This is a genomic window from Massilia oculi, assembly GCF_003143515.1.
GTDB lineage: Bacteria > Pseudomonadota > Gammaproteobacteria > Burkholderiales > Burkholderiaceae_D > Telluria > Telluria oculi.
The window spans coordinates 1,736,564-1,753,568 of the sequence record NZ_CP029343.1 but is presented as its reverse complement, the minus strand read 5'-3'; the positions used below and the strand labels follow the sequence as shown (position 1 = coordinate 1,753,568).

8 protein-coding genes are annotated in these 17,005 nt (G+C 65.9%); 4 read left to right on the top strand and 4 right to left on the bottom strand.

The window, feature by feature from the left end:
- Positions 1–34 precede the first annotated feature (34 nt).
- The 4 genes from map to glnE form a co-directional block, all read right to left on the bottom strand.
- Positions 35–799, bottom strand: coding sequence for a type I methionyl aminopeptidase (gene map, locus DIR46_RS08160; RefSeq protein ID WP_109344795.1), 765 nt, complete (start codon positions 797–799; stop codon positions 35–37).
- A 155-nt stretch (positions 800–954) separates the two neighbouring features.
- A complete protein-coding gene (locus DIR46_RS08155) occupies positions 955–3,864 on the bottom strand; it encodes a TonB-dependent receptor plug domain-containing protein (RefSeq protein WP_109344794.1) in 2,910 nt (969 codons plus the stop codon).
- 319 nt (positions 3,865–4,183) lie between these two features.
- On the bottom strand, positions 4,184–7,057 hold the full coding sequence (locus DIR46_RS08150; RefSeq protein WP_109344793.1) for a TonB-dependent receptor domain-containing protein: 2,874 nt from the start codon (positions 7,055–7,057) through the stop codon (positions 4,184–4,186).
- A gap of 346 nt (positions 7,058–7,403) precedes the next feature.
- Positions 7,404–10,121, bottom strand: coding sequence for a bifunctional [glutamate--ammonia ligase]-adenylyl-L-tyrosine phosphorylase/[glutamate--ammonia-ligase] adenylyltransferase (glnE, locus tag DIR46_RS08145; RefSeq protein WP_109344792.1), 2,718 nt, complete (start codon positions 10,119–10,121; stop codon positions 7,404–7,406).
- A 214-nt stretch (positions 10,122–10,335) separates the two neighbouring features.
- Between glnE and DIR46_RS08140 the strand changes: the two genes are divergently transcribed.
- The 4 genes from DIR46_RS08140 to tldD all read left to right on the top strand — a co-directional run bounded on the left by DIR46_RS08140 (position 10,336) and on the right by tldD (position 16,885).
- Complete coding sequence (locus DIR46_RS08140; protein ID WP_229446542.1) at positions 10,336–14,415, top strand: YhdP family protein; 4,080 nt, start codon at positions 10,336–10,338, stop codon at positions 14,413–14,415.
- Complete coding sequence (locus tag DIR46_RS27610) at positions 14,415–14,537, top strand: hypothetical protein (protein WP_282433182.1); 123 nt, start codon at positions 14,415–14,417, stop codon at positions 14,535–14,537. The genes DIR46_RS08140 and DIR46_RS27610 overlap by 1 nt, the downstream gene beginning before the upstream one ends.
- Position 14,538: 1 nt before the next feature.
- Positions 14,539–15,336, top strand: a complete 798-nt coding sequence (locus DIR46_RS08135; RefSeq protein ID WP_109344791.1) for a carbon-nitrogen hydrolase family protein — start codon at positions 14,539–14,541, stop codon at positions 15,334–15,336.
- An 88-nt stretch (positions 15,337–15,424) separates the two neighbouring features.
- The gene (gene tldD / locus DIR46_RS08130) at positions 15,425–16,885 is read left to right on the top strand and encodes a metalloprotease TldD (protein ID WP_005668528.1); all 1,461 of its coding nucleotides are present in this window, start codon (positions 15,425–15,427) and stop codon (positions 16,883–16,885) included.
- Positions 16,886–17,005: the final 120 nt, after the last annotated feature.

The window sequence follows — 17,005 nt, the reverse complement described above, 5'->3', positions numbered from 1 at the left end:
CGAGGAACCCGGTTTTTTCACTTACTGGGTCGGATCAGGCGTCCGGCCACGGCGTCAGGATTTCGAAGCCGTTCTTCGTCACCACGATCATGTGTTCCCACTGGGCCGACAGCGAACCGTCGCGCGTCATCACGGTCCATCCGTCGTCGAGCTGGATCACGTCCTCTTCTCCCATATTGATCATGGGCTCGACCGTGAAGGTCATGCCTTCCTTCAGCAACAGGCCGGTGTTCGGGCGGCCGTAGTGCAGCACCTGCGGCTCTTCGTGGTAGACGCGGCCGATGCCGTGGCCGCAGTAGTCGCGCACCACCGAATAGCCGGCGCCTTCGGCCAGCTTCTGGATCGCGTGGCCGACGTCGCCCAGGCGCGCGCCCGGACGCACGGCGCGGATCCCGGCCATCATCGCCTCGTACGTCGTGTCGACCAGCTTCTTCGCGTCGGGACGCGGGGTGCCGGCGAAGTACATGCGGCTGGTGTCGCCGTGCCAGCCGTCCTTGATCACGGTGACGTCGATGTTCACGATGTCGCCGTCCTTCAGCACGTCCTTCTCGCTCGGAATGCCGTGGCAGACCACGCCGTTGATCGAGGTGCACAGGGTCTTGGGAAAGCCGTGGTAGCCGACATTGGCCGGGGTAGCCTTCTGCACCTTGCGGATGTAGTCGTGGCAGCGGCGGTCGAGTTCCTCGGTGGAGACGCCGGGCACGACGTATTCCTTGATCATTTCCAGCACTTCGGCGGCCAGGCGGCCGGCGACGCGCATCTTGGCGATGTCTTTATCGTTCTTGAGTTTGATGGTCATACAGTGGGGGATGGGGCGGCGCGTGGCGCGGGCAAACCGCCATGATACCGCGTCGGCGGCGGCAGGGCGGGGCGCCCAAGAAAAAATGCCCGGCCGGCAAGGCCGGACGGGCATTCGCTGAACCGCTCAGGACAGGGTCTTGCGACCCCGTTCCATTAGAAGTTCTGGGTGTAGCGGACGTAGAAGAAGCGGTCCAGCGACAGGTCGGCATCGACCTTCGATGCGTCAGCCGCCGATTCGTACACGACGCGAGGCTTCTTGTCGAAGACGTTGTTCACGCCGACCAGGAAGCGGCCGTCCCACGAGGTCTTGTAGCCAACGCTCAGGTCATGGATGGTGACCGAGCCCAGCTTGTTCGCGCCGGTGCCGTAGGAGTAGCTCTTGTAGTCAGGCATGTTGCACTCGATGCCCTCGTCGACGTCCCAGCAGCTGTCCTTGACCGGGCTGTAGTAACGGAAGCCCCAGGTGGCGCTCCAGTCGCCCAGCGACCAGTCGATCGAGGTGTTCGACTTCACGCGGTTGTAGAAGTACAGGCCAGCGTAGTTGTTCCACTCGCTGCCGGCGCCGTCACGGGTGCGGAACTTGTCGACGTACGAGGTTTCGTTACGGAAGCCGAACTGGCCGTAGGCGGTGCGTGGCAGGCGGTACGAGATCGCCAGGTCCAGGCCTTCGGTTTCCATTTCGCCCAGGTTGGCGTTGCCGCGCGACAGACGGTTGATCTGGCCGGTCACTGCATCACGACCGATCACGCCGCAGTAGTTCGCATTGCCACGGATGTAGCATTCTTCGGCGACGTAGTCGGCGCCGATGGCGGTGATGCGGTTCTCGATCGAGATGTTGTACCAGTCCAGGCCAACGCTCAGGCCAGGCACGAACGATGGGCTGTAGACGAAGCCGACGGTCTTGGTGGTTGCGGTTTCAGGCTGCAGGAATTCGTTGCCCGCGCCCGAGTTGAACGCCACCAGCGACTGGGTGCCGCCCGAGCTCGTGATCGGGGTGCCTGCCTGCATCAGCTGACGGTAGGTCGGGCTGGTGCCGGCGGCGACGCAACGTGCCTGGACAGCAGGATCGCGCGCTGCTTCGCCGAAGCGGGTGTCGCATGGATCCAGGAAGGTATCGAACGACTGCGAACCGCCGCCCGAGATGTCGTCCAGGGTCGGAGCGCGGAAGCCCTCAGCCCAGGTACCGCGGACCAGCACGTCTTTGACCGGCTTGTACATGAAGCTGAACTTGCTGTTGTTGGTCACGCCGAAGTTGCTGTAATCCGAGTGACGGGTCGCCACGTTGAAGCTCAGCAGTTCTGCGAACGGCTGGTTCTTCAGCACTGGCACGTTCAGCTCGGCGTACGCTTCGCGCACGGTGTAGCGGCCGTAGGTCGGCTGGCCCGACAGGTTGGTCGAATAGCCCGACTGCGAGAACTGGTCAGGAACGTCCGAGCCCTTGACTTCGCGGTGCTCCACGCCGACCGCCAGGCCGACGGCGCCGGCTGGCAGCTGGAACAGTTCGCCGGCCAGGTCGGCGGTGGCGCTGTTGATGGTCGAACCGTAGGTCTTGGTGCCGTTGGTGTTGACGTAGGCCAGGGCTTCCGGGGTCGAGGCCGATGGGCCGCCCAGGATGTCCCATGGGGTGCAGCTGCCCAGGGCGATCGGATTGGCCGGGGTGCCGCACTGCACGACGCCGGAGGCGTTCATGAACGATGGGCCCAGGGCGTTCTTCAGGTTCAGCAGGTTGATGTTGCCGCTGTCGGTTGCGGTGCCCGAGACCTTGTTGTGGTTGTAGCCGACGCTCCAGTTCCACGCCAGGTCCTTGACGGTGAATTCACCTTCGAGGGTCGCGTCGATGTGCAGGGTACGGTTTTCGTTCTCGGTCAGGCGCGGCAGCTCGATGGTGCGGCGCTGGAAGAACAGGTCCTGGCCCATGCCGGCGCCGGCGACTTGATTGCCGTACGGATTGTAGTAGCTGTCCTTGTCGATGTAGACCGGATAGTTGGCCTGCGAGGTCGACTGCAGCGGATAGCCGGCGATCTGGCGCAGCGCTTCACGTTGCGAGTACATCGCGGTGGTCTTCAGGCGCATGTCCTTCGGCAGGGCGACTTCGCCCTTGACGAACAGCGTGTCGAGCTTGTTCGGCGACAGCAGGTGCATGTCCTGGCTCGAGTTGTACTTGTCCTCGTTCAGGCCGGTGTACGCGTGGTAGTTGTTCGGGTCGCGCGAGTTGGCGCCGACGCCGTTGCCGGTCCAGTCGCCGGTGTGGTTCAGGTATTTGTTGAAGCCACCAGCTGCGGCGCTGGTCAGCGAGCCGCCATTGGCCGGATTCACCGGGGTGATGCGGCCCCATGGGCCGGCGCCGAAGCCGTCATATGGGTGCGCAGGACCGTAGGAGGTCGAGGTCTGTGCGCGGGTGCCCGGCCACACGACGCCTTGTTCGGTGTGCGACAGGCCGAACATCAGCGATGCCTTGTCGTCGCCCGCGCCGTAGGTCAGCGAGAAGTCCTTGGCCTTGCCGTCGTTCTTTTCGTTCTGGCCGGTGTACAGGGACAGCTGGCCGCCCTGCATGTTCTTCTTCAGGATGATGTTGATCACGCCTGCGATCGCGTCCGAACCGTAGATCGACGAAGCGCCATCCTTCAGGATTTCCATGCGCTCGATCATGGCCGACGGGATGGTCGACAGGTCGGTGTAGCCGGCAACGGTCTGGGTCCAGCGCTTGCCGTCCACCAGGACCAGCAGGCGGTTCGCGCCCAGGTTGCGCAGGCTGACGTACTGGCCGCCAGCTTCGGTGTTCGAGGTCAGCGAGCCCGAACGGCTGAAGTCAGGAGCACCAGCAGACGACAGGTTGTTCAGGACGTCGCCAACGGTGACCAGACCGGATTTGGCGATCTGTTCCGCGTTCATGATCTGGATTGGCTGTGCGGTTTCCAGATCGACTTGGCGGATACGCGAACCGGTCACTTCGACGCGTTGCAGAGGCGCCGAAGCTTCCTGTGCGATCGCTGCGGTCATGCCGAGGGTCATGCCGCCGAGGCAGATCGCACGCACCGAGCGGGACAAGAGTGTTTCCATCATGTTGCAAAACTCCTAGGGGTGAAGACGCGGCGGCACCATGGGGAAGGGCACTGCCACCGAAAAATGTCGCGAAGCGACTCGCTGAAAATCGCCAATGGATTGGTGAATCGACTTTTCAAGGCAGCAATAAAAACATTCGCAGTGCATGACTGTCAACGCTAAAACGTCTGCATGACGAATGTGTTGCAGAAATGTGTATTTATGGATGATGAATTTGACAAGTAATTGACTGCGAGGTCAATAAATGATCTAAATTTGGAAACGCGAAAAAAAACCCGCCCGGCTTGCGCCGGGCGGGTTTTTTGAGCAATTAAATTGCTTAGAAGGCTTGGTTGTAGCGGACGTAGAAGAAGCGGTCGATTGGCAGTTCCGGGCTCACCGCCGACGACGACGAGTTGCCGCCGGTCGACGACGCAGCGCTGTAGTTGATCTCAGGCTTTTTGTCGAACAGATTGTTCGCGCCGACCAGGATCTTCGCGTTCCACGGCAGGGCATAGCCCACCGACAGGTCGGCGTACCACATTTCGCCGTGACGGTTGTAGCCTGTACCCCAGCTGGTCTTGGCGGTCGGATCCGAGCAGTAGACTGCCGGGTTGGCGGTCCAGCAGCGGTTCTTCTGGCTGCTGTAGAAGCGGCCGGTGAAGGTCGCGTTCCAGTTGCCCAGGCTCCAGTCGATCGAGGTGTTCGACTTTACGCGGAAGATGTCGTACTCGCCGGCGTATTCCACCCATTCCGAATCCAGCGTCGACTGTTCCTTGAACGAATCGGTGTAGGTGGTCTCGCTGCGAATGCCGAACTGGCCCCAGGCGGTGCGTGGCAGGCGATAGTTAATCGCCACGTCGACACCCTCGGTCTCGGTCTTGCCGCGGTTGGTGTTACCAATCTGCAGGTCAACCACTTGGCCGGTCGCGTCACGCTTGATCAGCGAGCAGAAGTTCTGCACGTTGTTCACGTAGCACTCTTCCAGGGTGTCGGTGGCCGACACGCCCGAGATGCGGTTCTCGATGCGGATATTGAACCAGTCCACCGAGACCGACAGGCCTGGCACGCTCGATGGGCTGATGACCAGGCCCAAGGTGCGGGTCTTGGCCGATTCCGGTTGCAGGAAGGCATTGCCGGCGCCGGTGGTGAACGGGAATGGCGTTTGGGCGCCGGTTGCGCTCACGTTGCCGCCGGTCTGGTTCTTCTGGCGGAAGCCGGCTGGTACGCCGGCGGCTGCGCAGCGCGCTGCGACGGTTGGATTGTTGGCCGCCTCGCCGAACGCGCTGTCGCACACGTCCAGGTAGCTGGCGAAGGTCTGCGAGCCGCCACCGAACGTGTCGCCCAGGGTTGGGGCGCGGAAGCCTTCGGCATAGGTGCCGCGCGCCAGCACGTCGCGCACCGGTTTCCACATGAAGCTGGCCTTGCTGTTGGTGGTCGAGCCGAAGTTCGAGTAGTCCGAATAGCGGGTCGCCAGATTCAGACTCAGCAGTTCGGCGGCGGGCAGGCCTTTCAGCAGCGGGATGTTGGCTTCGAGATAGGCTTCGCGCACGGTATAGCGACCGTAGGTGGCGTTACCCGCCAGGCTCGAGGAGTAGCCTGATTGCTCGAACTGGCCCGGGATGTCGTCGCCGCGCACTTCGCGGTGTTCGATACCGGCCGCGACGCCGACGGCGCCGGCCGGCAGGGTGAACAGTTCGCCGGTGATGTCGGCGGTGGCGCTATTGACGACCGAGCTGTAGGTTGCCTGCGAGGTCGACATCACGTAGTCCAGCGCATCCTGGGTCGAGGCCGATGGGCCGCCGAGAATGTTAAACGGCGTGCATTCAGCCAGGCCGATCGGCGCGTTCGGGGTGCCGCACTGGACCACGCCGGAGGCGTTCATGAACGACGGGCCGAGGGCGCGCTTCAGGTTGACCAGGTTCAGGTCACCGTATCCCTGGACCAGGCCCTCGACCTTGCTGTGGTTGTAGCCGACGCTCCAGTTCCATGGCAGGCTGCGCAGTTCGAATTCGCCTTCCAATGTGGCGTCGATGTGCAGGGTGCGGCTGCTGTTGTCGGTCACGCGTGGCACGTCGATGGTGCGGCGGTAGAAGAACAGGTCCTGGCCATTGCCAGCGCCGGCGACCTGGTTGCCGTACGGGTTGTAGTAGCTGTTCTTGTCGACGTAGACCGGGAATTTCGCCTGCGAGGTCGAGCTCAGGGGATAGCCGGCGACCGTGCGCGACGACTTGCGGTCGGCATACATTGCGGTAGTCTTGAAGTTCATGTCCCATGGCAGCGCGACTTCGCCCTTGACGAACAGCGAGGTCAGCTTGCTCGGGGTCAGGAAGTGCATCTGGCTGGTCGAGTTGAACAGGTCGTCAGGTGCGTTGGTGAACGTGTGATAGTTGTTCGGGTTGCGCGAATCGGCGCCGACGCCATCGCCCAGCGGGCCGCCAGTGTGGTTCAGGACGCGGTCGAAGCCGGTCGGGCCGCCGGCCGCATTCACCTGGCGGATGCGGCCCCACGGGCCGGTGCCCAGCGCCGAGTTCGGGCGATCGGGACCGTTCGAGGTCGCGGTAATGTCGCGCGTCTTGGCCCAGACTTCGCCTTGTTCGGTATAGGTCACGCCGAACAGCAGGGAGGCCTTGTCATCGCCGGCGCCATAGGCCAGCGAGTAATCCTTGGTCTTGCCGTCGTTCTTTTCGTTCTGGCCATGGTAGATGCTGGCCTGGCCGCCCTGCATGGTTTTCTTCAGGATGATGTTCACCACGCCCGAGACCGCGTCCGAACCGTAAATCGACGAGGCACCATCCTTGAGGATCTCGACGCGCTCGATCAGCGCCGAAGGGACGGTCGACATGTCGGTGTAGCCGTTGACGGACTGGCTCCAGCGCTTGCCGTCGACCAGCACCAGCAGGCGCTGGGCGCCGAGGTTGCGCATGTCGAGGAACTGGCCACCCTGGTCGCGGCCTGCGCCCAGGGCCGTGCCCTTGCTGAATGCCGGTACGCCGGCCGAGGACAGGCTGTTGATGATGTCACCGACGGTGACCAGGCCGCTCTTCTGAATCTGTTCCTGGTTCATCACCTGGACCGGCTGCGCGGTTTCCAGGTCGACCTGGCGAATGCGGGAACCGGTCACTTCGACGCGCTGCAGTGCTTCCTGCGCGATGGCGCTCATTGCCGGCAGCGCGAGCGCGACGGCCAATGCGATCTTGGTACGTTGTTGCATGTGCTCTCCATCCTGCGTTCCACCCGGGGGGGAACAGTCTTTATGATTAATAAGTGCAACCCGTGCGCATGCGGAAACCCGTGGGTAACGGGCTGTTCCGTAGTGCATACACATCTGTATGGAACCATTCCGTATTGATCAATGTCAACGCGCCATCAGGCATTTTTAGTGGCAAAAACAACAGTTATCAAAAAGAAAGTAAATGACCAAAAAGTCAGGAATTTCAATGACTTAGTCATGGTGCATATGGGGTGTATGGCTGAGTAGTTTTGGTGCGATGAGCGCGCATGCGCACCGGGGTGGTGCGCACACGAGCAATGGGAGGAAGAGGAAGGAGAGAGGTGATTCAGGCGCCGAAACAGGCGTGCCACAGGCGCTGCACGCTGTCCGGATGATGGCCGACCAGGCCGGGGTCGACCCGGGTCTTGTCCTGGCCCTGCAGCCGCACGCTGTGCTGGAGCTTCCTCATGGCGCGATAGGCGCCGGCGACCTCGGCCGCCAGGCCGGCATCGATCAGGCCCAGCTCGCCGCAGATGCGCAGCAGGGCGATATTGCCGGCGTTGGCGGTCAGCTGCGGGTAGCGCGCGGCGTGGCGCAGCACCAGGTATTGCACGATGAACTCGATGTCGATCATGCCGCCCGCATCGTGCTTGAGGTCGAACAGTTCGCTGCGGTTGACGTTGGCGTCGCGCATGCGCTGGCGCATCTTGACCACGTCTTCCTTGAGCCGGTCCTCTTGCGCGGCGCGGTCCTTGCGCAGCACCTGCTCGCGGATCGCCTCGAAGCGCGCGCCGATGGCGGGTTCGCCCGCGCAGAAGCGGGCGCGCGTCAATGCCTGGTGTTCCCACAGCCAGGCGGAATCGTTCTGGTAGCGCTCGAAGGCGGCCACCGACGAGACCAGCATGCCGCTGGCGCCGTCCGGCCGCAGCGCGATGTCGACGTCGAACAGGATGCCGGCCGCGGTATGGGCCGTCATCCAGGTGATGAAGCGCTGTGCCAGGCGCGCATACAGGGGCGGTGCGTCCTGGTCCTCGTCGTCGTACAGGAAGATCACGTCGAGATCCGACACATAGCCCAGCTCCTTGCCGCCCAGCTTGCCGTAGGCGATGACGGCGAAGCGGGGTTCTTCGCGATGGCGGCCGTTGACCGTGCGCCAGGCGTGCTTGACCACGGCGCCGACGATCATGTCCGCCAGCGCCGACAGGTGGTCGGCCAGGCGCTCGACCGACAGCTCGCCGGCCAGGTCCAGGGCGAGCAGGCGGAACAGCTGCGCATGGTGGGCTTCGCGCAGGATGTCGAGCTGGCGCTCGGTATCGCCCGCCGCCTCCAGCAGATGCTCGTCGAGCAGCGCCGCCAGCTGCCCGAGGTCGCCGGCGCCGGCATTGCGGTCGTCCAGCAGTTCGTCGAGCAGGATCGGGTGCTGGGTGAGGAAGGTGGCGGCCCAGCCGCTGGCGTTGATCATCCGGATCACGCGCTCGAGCGTGTGCGGGTATTCGGTCAGCAGCGACAGGTAGGCCGAGCGGCGCGCGATCGCCTCGAACAGGTCGAGCAGGCGGCCCAGGGTGGCGGCGTGGCTGCCGATCCCGGCCTCATCCACCACGGTGGCCACCAGCGGCAGGGAGGCTTCCACCAGCGCTTGAAGCCTTGTTCGGCTGGCGTCGGGCATGTTCGACAGGCGCGGACCCTGCAGCGTGGCGGCCAGGCGGCTGGCGGCGGTGCGGGCGTCGTCGAAGCCGAGCGCGGCCAGGCGGGCGGCGAGCGCCTCCACATTGTCCAGTTCGTCGGCCAGGGCGGGGGCGTCCGGCTTGTCGTCGGGTTTTTCCTTGTCGGCGAAGATGGCGTCGAACTGCTGGGCCACATAGCGGCGCTGCGCGTCGAGCCGGTCCAGCAGGGTGGCTTCGTCTTCAAAACCCATCATGCGCGCCACCGCCAGCCGGTCGTCCGGGTTGGCCGGCAGGGTGTGGGTCTGGGCGTCTTCCAGGTATTGCACGCGGTGCTCGAGATTGCGCAGGAACACATAGGCCTGCAGCAAGCGTTGGACCGTCTCTTGCGGCAGCAGCTCGCGCTCGGCCAGCAGGAGCAGGGTCTTGCGGGTGGAGCGTTCGCGCAAGGCCGGATCGCGCCCGCCCCGGATCAGCTGGAACACCTGGGCCAGGAACTCGATCTCGCGGATGCCGCCGCGCCCCAGCTTGACGTTGTGGCTGCGCTCGGGATGCAGGCGCTCCTGGCGCTTCACCTCGGCGCGGATCTGGGCGTGCATATTGCGGATCGCGTCGATCACGCCGAAGTCGAGGTAGCGCCGGAACACGAAGGGACGCACGATGGCGTCGAGCGCGGCGATGTCCTCGGACGCGCCGGTGACGGCGCGCGCCTTGACCCAGGCATAGCGCTCCCATTCGCGGCCCTGGACGATCAGGTATTCCTCGACCATGCCCAGGCTGGCCGCCAGCGGACCGGACTTGCCGTTGGGACGCAGCGCCATGTCGACCCGGAACGTGAAGCCGTCCTCGATCACCTCGGACAGGGCCGCGTTCAGGCGCCGCCCGAGGCGCACGAAGAACTCATGGTTCGACAACTGCCGTTGGCCGGGGCCGGCCGCGGTCTCGCCTTCTTCCGGATAGACGAAGATCAGGTCGATGTCCGACGAGACGTTGAGTTCGCCGCCGCCCTGCTTGCCCATGGCCAGCACCATCAGGTGCTGGGGGCGCCCGGATTCCTCGCCCATCGGCATGCCGTGGCTGGCCACCAGCTCGTCGGTGAGGGCGGCGACATGGGTCTGGATCGCGAAGTCGGCGAAGGCCGTCATGGCCGTGACCACCTCGTCGAGGTCGGCCTGGCCGCCCAGGTCGCGCGCCACGATGGTGGAGACCAGCAGGTTGCGCACGCGGCGCATGGCCCGTTCCAGTGGCAACTTGTTACCCAGCTCGCGTTCCAATAGCGCGCGGAAATCGGCGCCGCCCAGCGATAATGATGACAGTTCGGCCAATTGGGCGGCGCGTTCGGGAGCGGCGTCGAGCCAACGCTGGACGAAGCGGGAAGCGCAGGCGGGGGAAGCTGGGGTCATCGTCAATCCTGGTAAATGCCGCGGGTCGGTGTCGCCCGGCAGGGGGGCGTTTTTAAGGTCCGGCTCATGTGCGATGCGGTAGAATGGCCCGCTCATCGGACACAATACGCTGCCTGGGTCAGCACCGATGGTAAGGTAGACGCCGCAACTGTTGCAAGCGACCTGTTTTATTCAAGAGTTAACTTTACGGCGAGCCTTTGTTATTAGCACCTTGATGCACAACCCGGATCCGCAGGCGCCCGCTGCGGCATCGCCGCTCGCCGTGCGCTGGCGGCGGCTGCGTTCGGCCTACCGCATGGCCAACCTGGCGTCGCACCACGTGCTTGGCTTTACCATCAAGCTCGTGCTGCTGGTGTATTTCGCGCTCGCCGTGCTGTTCCTGGTGCTGCGCTACGCCATCCTCCCAAACATCGACCTGTACAAGAGCGACATCGAGCGCATGGCCGGCAATGCCCTCGGCAGCCGGGTCACGATTGCGCGCCTGGCCGCTTCGTGGCACGGCCTGCGGCCGGCGCTTTCGCTGGCCGAGGTGCGCCTGCACGACCGCGACGGGCGCCAGGTGCTGGCGCTGCCGCAGGTCGATGCGACCCTGGGCTGGTGGAGCGTGGCCGCTTTCGAGCCGCGCTTCGCCTCGCTCGAGATCAAGGGGCCGCAGCTGGCGGTGCGGCGCGGCCTGGATGGCGTGATCGACGTCGCCGGCATCCGGCTCGACCCCAACAAGACCGGCGGCGGTGGCGCCGACTGGCTGCTGCGCCAGCGCGAGATCGTGATTCGCGACGGCCGGGTCGACTGGACCGATGAATTGCGCGGCACGCCGCCGCTGGCGCTGGAAGGCGTGACCCTGGCCTTGCTCAATCGCTGGGGCACCCACCACTTCGCGCTGCAGGCCACGCCGCCGCGCGCGCTGGGCAGCCCGATCGACGTGCGCGCCCAGTTCCGCCACCGCTTCGGCGAACGGCCGTCGGACGTGCTGCGCTGGAAGGGCGAGCTGTACGCAGACCTGCGCGACGTCGACCTCGGCGCCTGGAGGCGCTTCGTCGATTATCCGATCCAGCTCGAGCGGGGGCGCGGTTCGCTGCGCGCCTGGCTCGGCTTCGACCAGGCGCGCCTGGCCGGCTTCACCGCCGACCTGGCCCTGGCCGGGGTCAATGCGCGCCTCGGCAAGGACATCGCGCCGCTGCGGTTGGCGCGCGTCAGCGGCCGCCTGTCGGCGCGCGAGGAATTGCTGCCGAACGGGGCCGACGGCAAGCCGACCTTCGGCGCCCACGGCCACACGATCCGCCTCGATCATTTCGCGGTGGTGGTGGAGGGCGGCCGCGCGCTGCCGCCGGCCACGCTCGAACAAACCTGGCGTCCCGCGAAGAACGGCCAACCCGAACGTGGCGCGCTGCGCGCGCGCGGGCTCGACATCGGCGCGCTGGCGGCGCTGGCCCAGTACCTGCCGGTCACGCCGGTGCAGCGCCAGCTGCTGGCCGACTATGCGCCGCGCGGCATGCTGCAGGACGTCAGCGCCGAATGGGATGGGCGCTACCCGAACGTGAGCGGCTGGCGCATCCGCGGCGACGTCGCCGACCTGGCCCTGAATGCGGTCGCCGCGCGCCCGGCCCGGGCCGCCCAGGGCGGCGTCCCGGCGCTGCCGGCGCGGCCCGCCACGCCCGGCTTCGAGCACCTGAGCGGCCACATCGACGCGAACGAACGTGGCGGCAGCGTGGCGCTGGACTCGCAGGGACTGGCGCTGTTCATGCCGGCCTGGTTCGCCGAGCCGCGCATGCCGTTCGACCGGCTGGCGCTTAAGGCCAGCTGGGAGTTCGATCCGGGGCAGCAATTGGAAGTCGAAGTCGACGACCTGACGTTCCGCCAGGGCGGGTTCAGCGGCGAGATCTCGGGGCGCCACGTGCTGCCGCTGGCGCCCGGCCACGGTCCTGGAACCGCCGACTTCAGCGGCAGCCTGGACGGCTTCGCGATCGACCAGATCGGACGCTTCCTGCCGCTCGCCACCCCGCACAGCCTGCACGACTGGCTGGTCGGCGCCCTGCAGGGCGGGCGCCTGCGCGACGCCAGCCTGCGCCTGCGCGGTGACCTGGCGCACTTCCCGTTCAAGGCCGCCAACGCCGCCGAGCGCGCGCGCGGCGAATTCAATGTGAGCGGCCGGCTGGAAGGGGCGCGCCTCGAATACGCTCCCGGCCACCGCCATCCGGACGGCACGCCGCTGTGGCCGCTGGCCGAGGCGATCGACGGCAGCATCGCATTCGACCGGGCGCGCATGGAGATCCATGGCAAGACCCTGCGCACCCTGGGCGTGGCGCTGTCCAACGTCAAGGCGGTGATCCCCGATCTCGGCGCCCACGAGAACATGATGCTCGAGATCGACGGCCAGGGCGCCGGGCCGCTGCAGGAATTCCTGCGCTATGTGTCGGTGACGCCGGTGCTGGACTGGATCGACCACTTCACCGAAGACACGCGCGGCAGCGGCAATGCGAAGCTGGGCCTGAAATTGCGCATGCCGCTGTCGCACCTGCATGACACCAAGGTCCAGGGCAGCCTGCAACTGCAGAACAACGACGTCAGCCTGTTCCCCGAACTGCCGACCTTGCAAAGCGCCCAGGGCCGGATCGATTTCCACGATCACGGCTTCGGCCTGGAGGCGATCCGCGCGAACTTCCTGGGCGAGCCGGTCTCGGTGGCCGGCGGCACCCAGCGCGACGGCAGCACCCGGGTGCTGCTCGACGGCGTGCTGTCGGCCGAGGGCATGCGCCGCACGGCGCCGGCGCCGGCGCTGGGACGCCTGGCCGAGCGCCTGTCGGGCAGCACCCATTACACCGGCACGATCGTGGTGCGCGAAGGCCGGCGCACGATCGCCATCGACTCCAGCCTGTCGGGCCTGGGCGTCGAATTGCCGCACCCGCTGAACAAGGCCGCGGACGCCAGCCTGCCGCTCAGCTTCGTGCTGGAAGGTGCGCCCACCATGGCCGGCCTGGGGCGCGACGAGATCCGCGTCGGCGTCGGCCCGAACCTGGCGGCGCGCTACCTGCGCGAGAAGCAGGGCAAGGGCCCCTGGCGGGTGACCCAGGGCGGCATCGGCGTCAACGTGCCGGCGCCGCTGCCGGACGAAGGCATGATGGTCCACGTCGACTCGCAAGCGCTCAATATCGACCACTGGCTGGCGGCCGGGCGCGCCATCGCCGGCGCCGGGGCGGATGCGGATGCCGGCGCCGCCTTGCCGGCGCCGGGCGCGATGGCGGGACCGGCGCCGGCTGCCGGAGGCGGCGCCGACTTCACCCAGTACATCCTGCCGACCGTGCTGGCCGGACGCATCAGCGAACTGACCATCGGCGAGCGGCGCGTGGCCGACGTGGTGGTCGGCGCCACCCACACGCGCGATACCTGGCAGGCGAACCTGCATTCGCGCCAGGCCAGCGGCTACCTCACCTGGACCGAGACGCGTAGCGGCCTGGGCAAGGTCACGGCGCGCCTGGCCTCGCTCACGATTCCCGAATCGGCCGAGGCCGAGGTCAAGGACTTGCTGGAGTCGAACCGGGGCGCCAGCGCCACCATCCCCTCGCTCGACATCGTGGCCGACCAGTTCGAGCTGTTCGACAAGCGCCTCGGCCGGCTGGAACTGCGCGCCAGCAATGTACGCGCGCTGGCGGGCCGCGAGTGGCGCATCGACCGCGTCCTGCTCGCCAATCCGGATGGCCAGTTGAAAGCGAACGGACGCTGGCTGACCAAGGATGGCAAGAGCAATACCAGCCTGAATTTCGCGCTCCACCTGGACGACGCCGGCAAGCTGCTCGACCGCCTGGGCTTTCCCGGCACGATCGGGCGCGGCAACGGCACCCTGAGCGGCGATATCTCCTGGGCCGGCCTGCCGTATGCGATGGACATCCCGAGCCTGTCGGGCCAGATCGAGATGAACGTGGAATCGGGCCAGTTCCTCAAGCAGGATCCGGGCGCCGCCAAGCTGCTGGGCGTGCTCAGCCTGCAAGCGCTGCCGCGCCTGCTCAAGCTCGATTTCCACGACGTGTTCTCGGAAGGCCTGGCGTTCGACGGCATCAGCGCCAATGCCATGATCCAGCGCGGGGTGGTGCGCACCGACAATCTTAAAATGCATGGGGTGGCGGCCACCGTCCTGATGGACGGCAGCGCCGACATCGCCAACGAATCGACCAACCTGCGCGTGGTGGTGATCCCTGAATTCAACCTGGGCACCGGACCGCTGGTGTATGGCCTGGCGGTCAACCCGGTGATCGGCCTGGGGGCTATCTGGCCCAGCTGTTCCTGCGCGCGCCGGTGATGAAGGCGCTGACCTATGAAATGCAGGTGACGGGGCCGTGGAAGGCGCCGGTCATCACGAAGATCGATAACCCGGCGGCGGCCGCCACTGCACCAGCCACTGAGCCAGCCAAGAAGGAGTGATATGACGACCGTAGCCGCGATCCAGATGGTTTCCACCCCCGAGGTCGGCGAAAACCTGGCCACCGTGCGCCGCCTGGTGGCCGAGGCCGCCGGCCGGGGCGCCACCCTGGTGGCCTTGCCGGAATACTGGCCGATCATGGGCATGGGCGATGCCGACAAGGTCGCGCATGCGGAACGGCCGGGCAGCGGCCCGATCCAGGAATGCATGGCCGAACTGGCGCGCGAACACGGGATCTGGCTGGTCGGCGGCACCTTGCCGATGGTCTCGCCAGAAGCCGGCAAGGTGCTCAACACCACGCTGGTGTACGACCCGCAGGGCCGGTCGATGAGCCGCTACGACAAGATCCACCTGTTCGGCTTCAACAAGGGGACCGAGTCGTATGACGAAGCGCGCACCATCGTGCCGGGCGAGACGGTGGGCGTGTTCGATGCGCCGTTCGGCCGGGTCGGCCTGTCGGTGTGCTACGACCTGCGGTTCCCCGAGTTGTACCGCGCGATGGGCGACTGTGTCCTGAATATCGTGCCGGCCGCCTTCACTCACACCACCGGCCGCGCGCACTGGGAAGTGCTGCTGCGCGCCCGCGCGATCGAGAACCAGTGCTATGTGCTGGCCGCGGCCCAGGGCGGGACGCACGTCAACGGCCGCCGCACCTATGGACACAGCATGCTGGTCGACCCCTGGGGCGAAGTCAAGGCGGTGCTGCCGGAGGGCGAGGGCGTGATCAGCGGCGAGCTCGATCCGGCCTACCTGGCCGGGGTGCGCGAGAGCTTGCCGGCATTGCGTCACCGCAAGATGTAAGGACTGCATGGACGCGTCCAGCATGCGTCCAGTGTGAAAGAACTGGATATGGCACAATGACCTATCCCAGAAAATACCGAACGCAACCATGACTCCATTCGAACCGAACCTTTCCTCCATCGCCGTCGCCCGCGACGTGCTGTTGACGCCATTCGGCCTCGACGAGGGCAAGCTGCTGCGCGCGCTGGGGACGATGTTTACGCACAAGGTCGACTACGCCGACCTGTACTTCCAGTTCACCAAGAGCGAAGGCTGGAGCCTGGAAGAAGGCATCGTCAAGACCGGCAGCTTCTCGATCGACCAGGGCGTCGGCGTGCGTGCCATCTCGGGCGACAAGACGGCGTTTTCGTATTCCGACGAGATTTCCGAGCGCGCCTTGCTGGACGCCGCCACCGCCACGCGCACCATCGCGCGCGCCGGCGCCGGCCGCATCAAGGTGGCCGGCAGCGCGCTGCCGACCGGCGGCCGTTCACTGTACCTGCCCAACGATCCGCTGGCTTCGCTCGACGCGACCGCGAAAGTGAAGCTGCTCGAGCGCGTGGAAAAAATGGCGCGCGCAAAAGATCCGCGCGTGGTGCAGGTGATGGCGGGCCTGGCCGGCGAATACGACGTGGTGCTGGTGGTGCGCAGCGACGGCGTGCTGGCGGCCGACATCCGTCCGCTGGTGCGCGTGTCGGTGACCGTGATCGCCGAGCAGAACGGCCGGCGCGAAGTCGGCTCCTCGGGCGGCGGCGGCCGTTTCGACTATGGATACTTCGACGATGAGGTGCTCGACCGCTACGCCACCGAGGCGGTCAAGTCGGCCTGCGTCAACCTGGAGGCGCGTCCGGCCCCCGCCGGTCCGATGACCATCGTGCTGGGACCGGGCTGGCCCGGCGTGCTGCTGCACGAGGCGGTCGGCCACGGCCTGGAAGGCGACTTCAACCGCAAGGGCTCGTCCTCGTATGCCGGCATGATCGGCCAGCGCGTGGCGGCCAAGGGCGTGACCGTGGTCGACGACGGCACCCTGCAGGACCGCCGCGGTTCGCTGAACATCGACGACGAAGGCAACCCGACCCAGTGCACCACGCTGATCGAGGACGGCATCCTGAAGGGCTATATCCAGGACACGATGAATGCGCGCCTGATGAAGATGCCGGTCACCGGCAATGCGCGCCGCGAATCGTTCGCCCACCTGCCGATGCCGCGCATGACCAATACCTATATGCGCGCTGGCGACAAGGACCCGCAAGAAATCCTGGCTTCCGTCAAGAACGGCCTGTACGCGGTGAACTTCGGCGGCGGCCAGGTCGACATCACCAACGGCAAGTTCGTGTTCTCGGCCAGCGAGGCCTATATGATCGAGGACGGCAAGATCACCTATCCGGTGAAGGGCGCGACCCTGATCGGCAATGGTCCGGACGTGATGAACCGCATCTCGATGATCGGCAACGACATGCGCCTGGATTCGGGCGTCGGCGTGTGCGGCAAGGAAGGCCAGAGCGTGCCGGTGGGCGTCGGCCAGCCGACCCTGCGCATCGATGGGGTGACGGTGGGCGGTACGGCCTGATCCGCTTTTCCTGTCGTAGACACGAACGCCCGGCCTTGCGCCGGGCGTTTTTATTGGCGCGGCCAGCGCCAAACATTATTCTCATAAAGTTGCTCAAAATAATTCGTTTGTACTGACTGG

Bases quoted from the DNA above. Each gene is read 5' to 3' on its own strand.
- map (WP_109344795.1), bottom strand. From the start codon at position 799: ATGACCATCAAACTCAAGAACGATAAAGACATCGCCAAGATGCGCGTC.
- DIR46_RS08155 (WP_109344794.1), bottom strand. From the start codon at position 3,864: ATGATGGAAACACTCTTGTCCCGCTCGGTGCGTGCGATCTGCCTCGGC.
- DIR46_RS08150 (WP_109344793.1), bottom strand. From the start codon at position 7,057: ATGCAACAACGTACCAAGATCGCATTGGCCGTCGCGCTCGCGCTGCCG.
- glnE (WP_109344792.1), bottom strand. From the start codon at position 10,121: ATGACCCCAGCTTCCCCCGCCTGCGCTTCCCGCTTCGTCCAGCGTTGG.
- DIR46_RS08140 (WP_229446542.1), top strand. From the start codon at position 10,336: ATGCACAACCCGGATCCGCAGGCGCCCGCTGCGGCATCGCCGCTCGCC.
- DIR46_RS27610 (WP_282433182.1), top strand. From the start codon at position 14,415: ATGAAGGCGCTGACCTATGAAATGCAGGTGACGGGGCCGTGGAAGGCG.
- DIR46_RS08135 (WP_109344791.1), top strand. From the start codon at position 14,539: ATGACGACCGTAGCCGCGATCCAGATGGTTTCCACCCCCGAGGTCGGC.
- tldD (WP_005668528.1), top strand. From the start codon at position 15,425: ATGACTCCATTCGAACCGAACCTTTCCTCCATCGCCGTCGCCCGCGAC.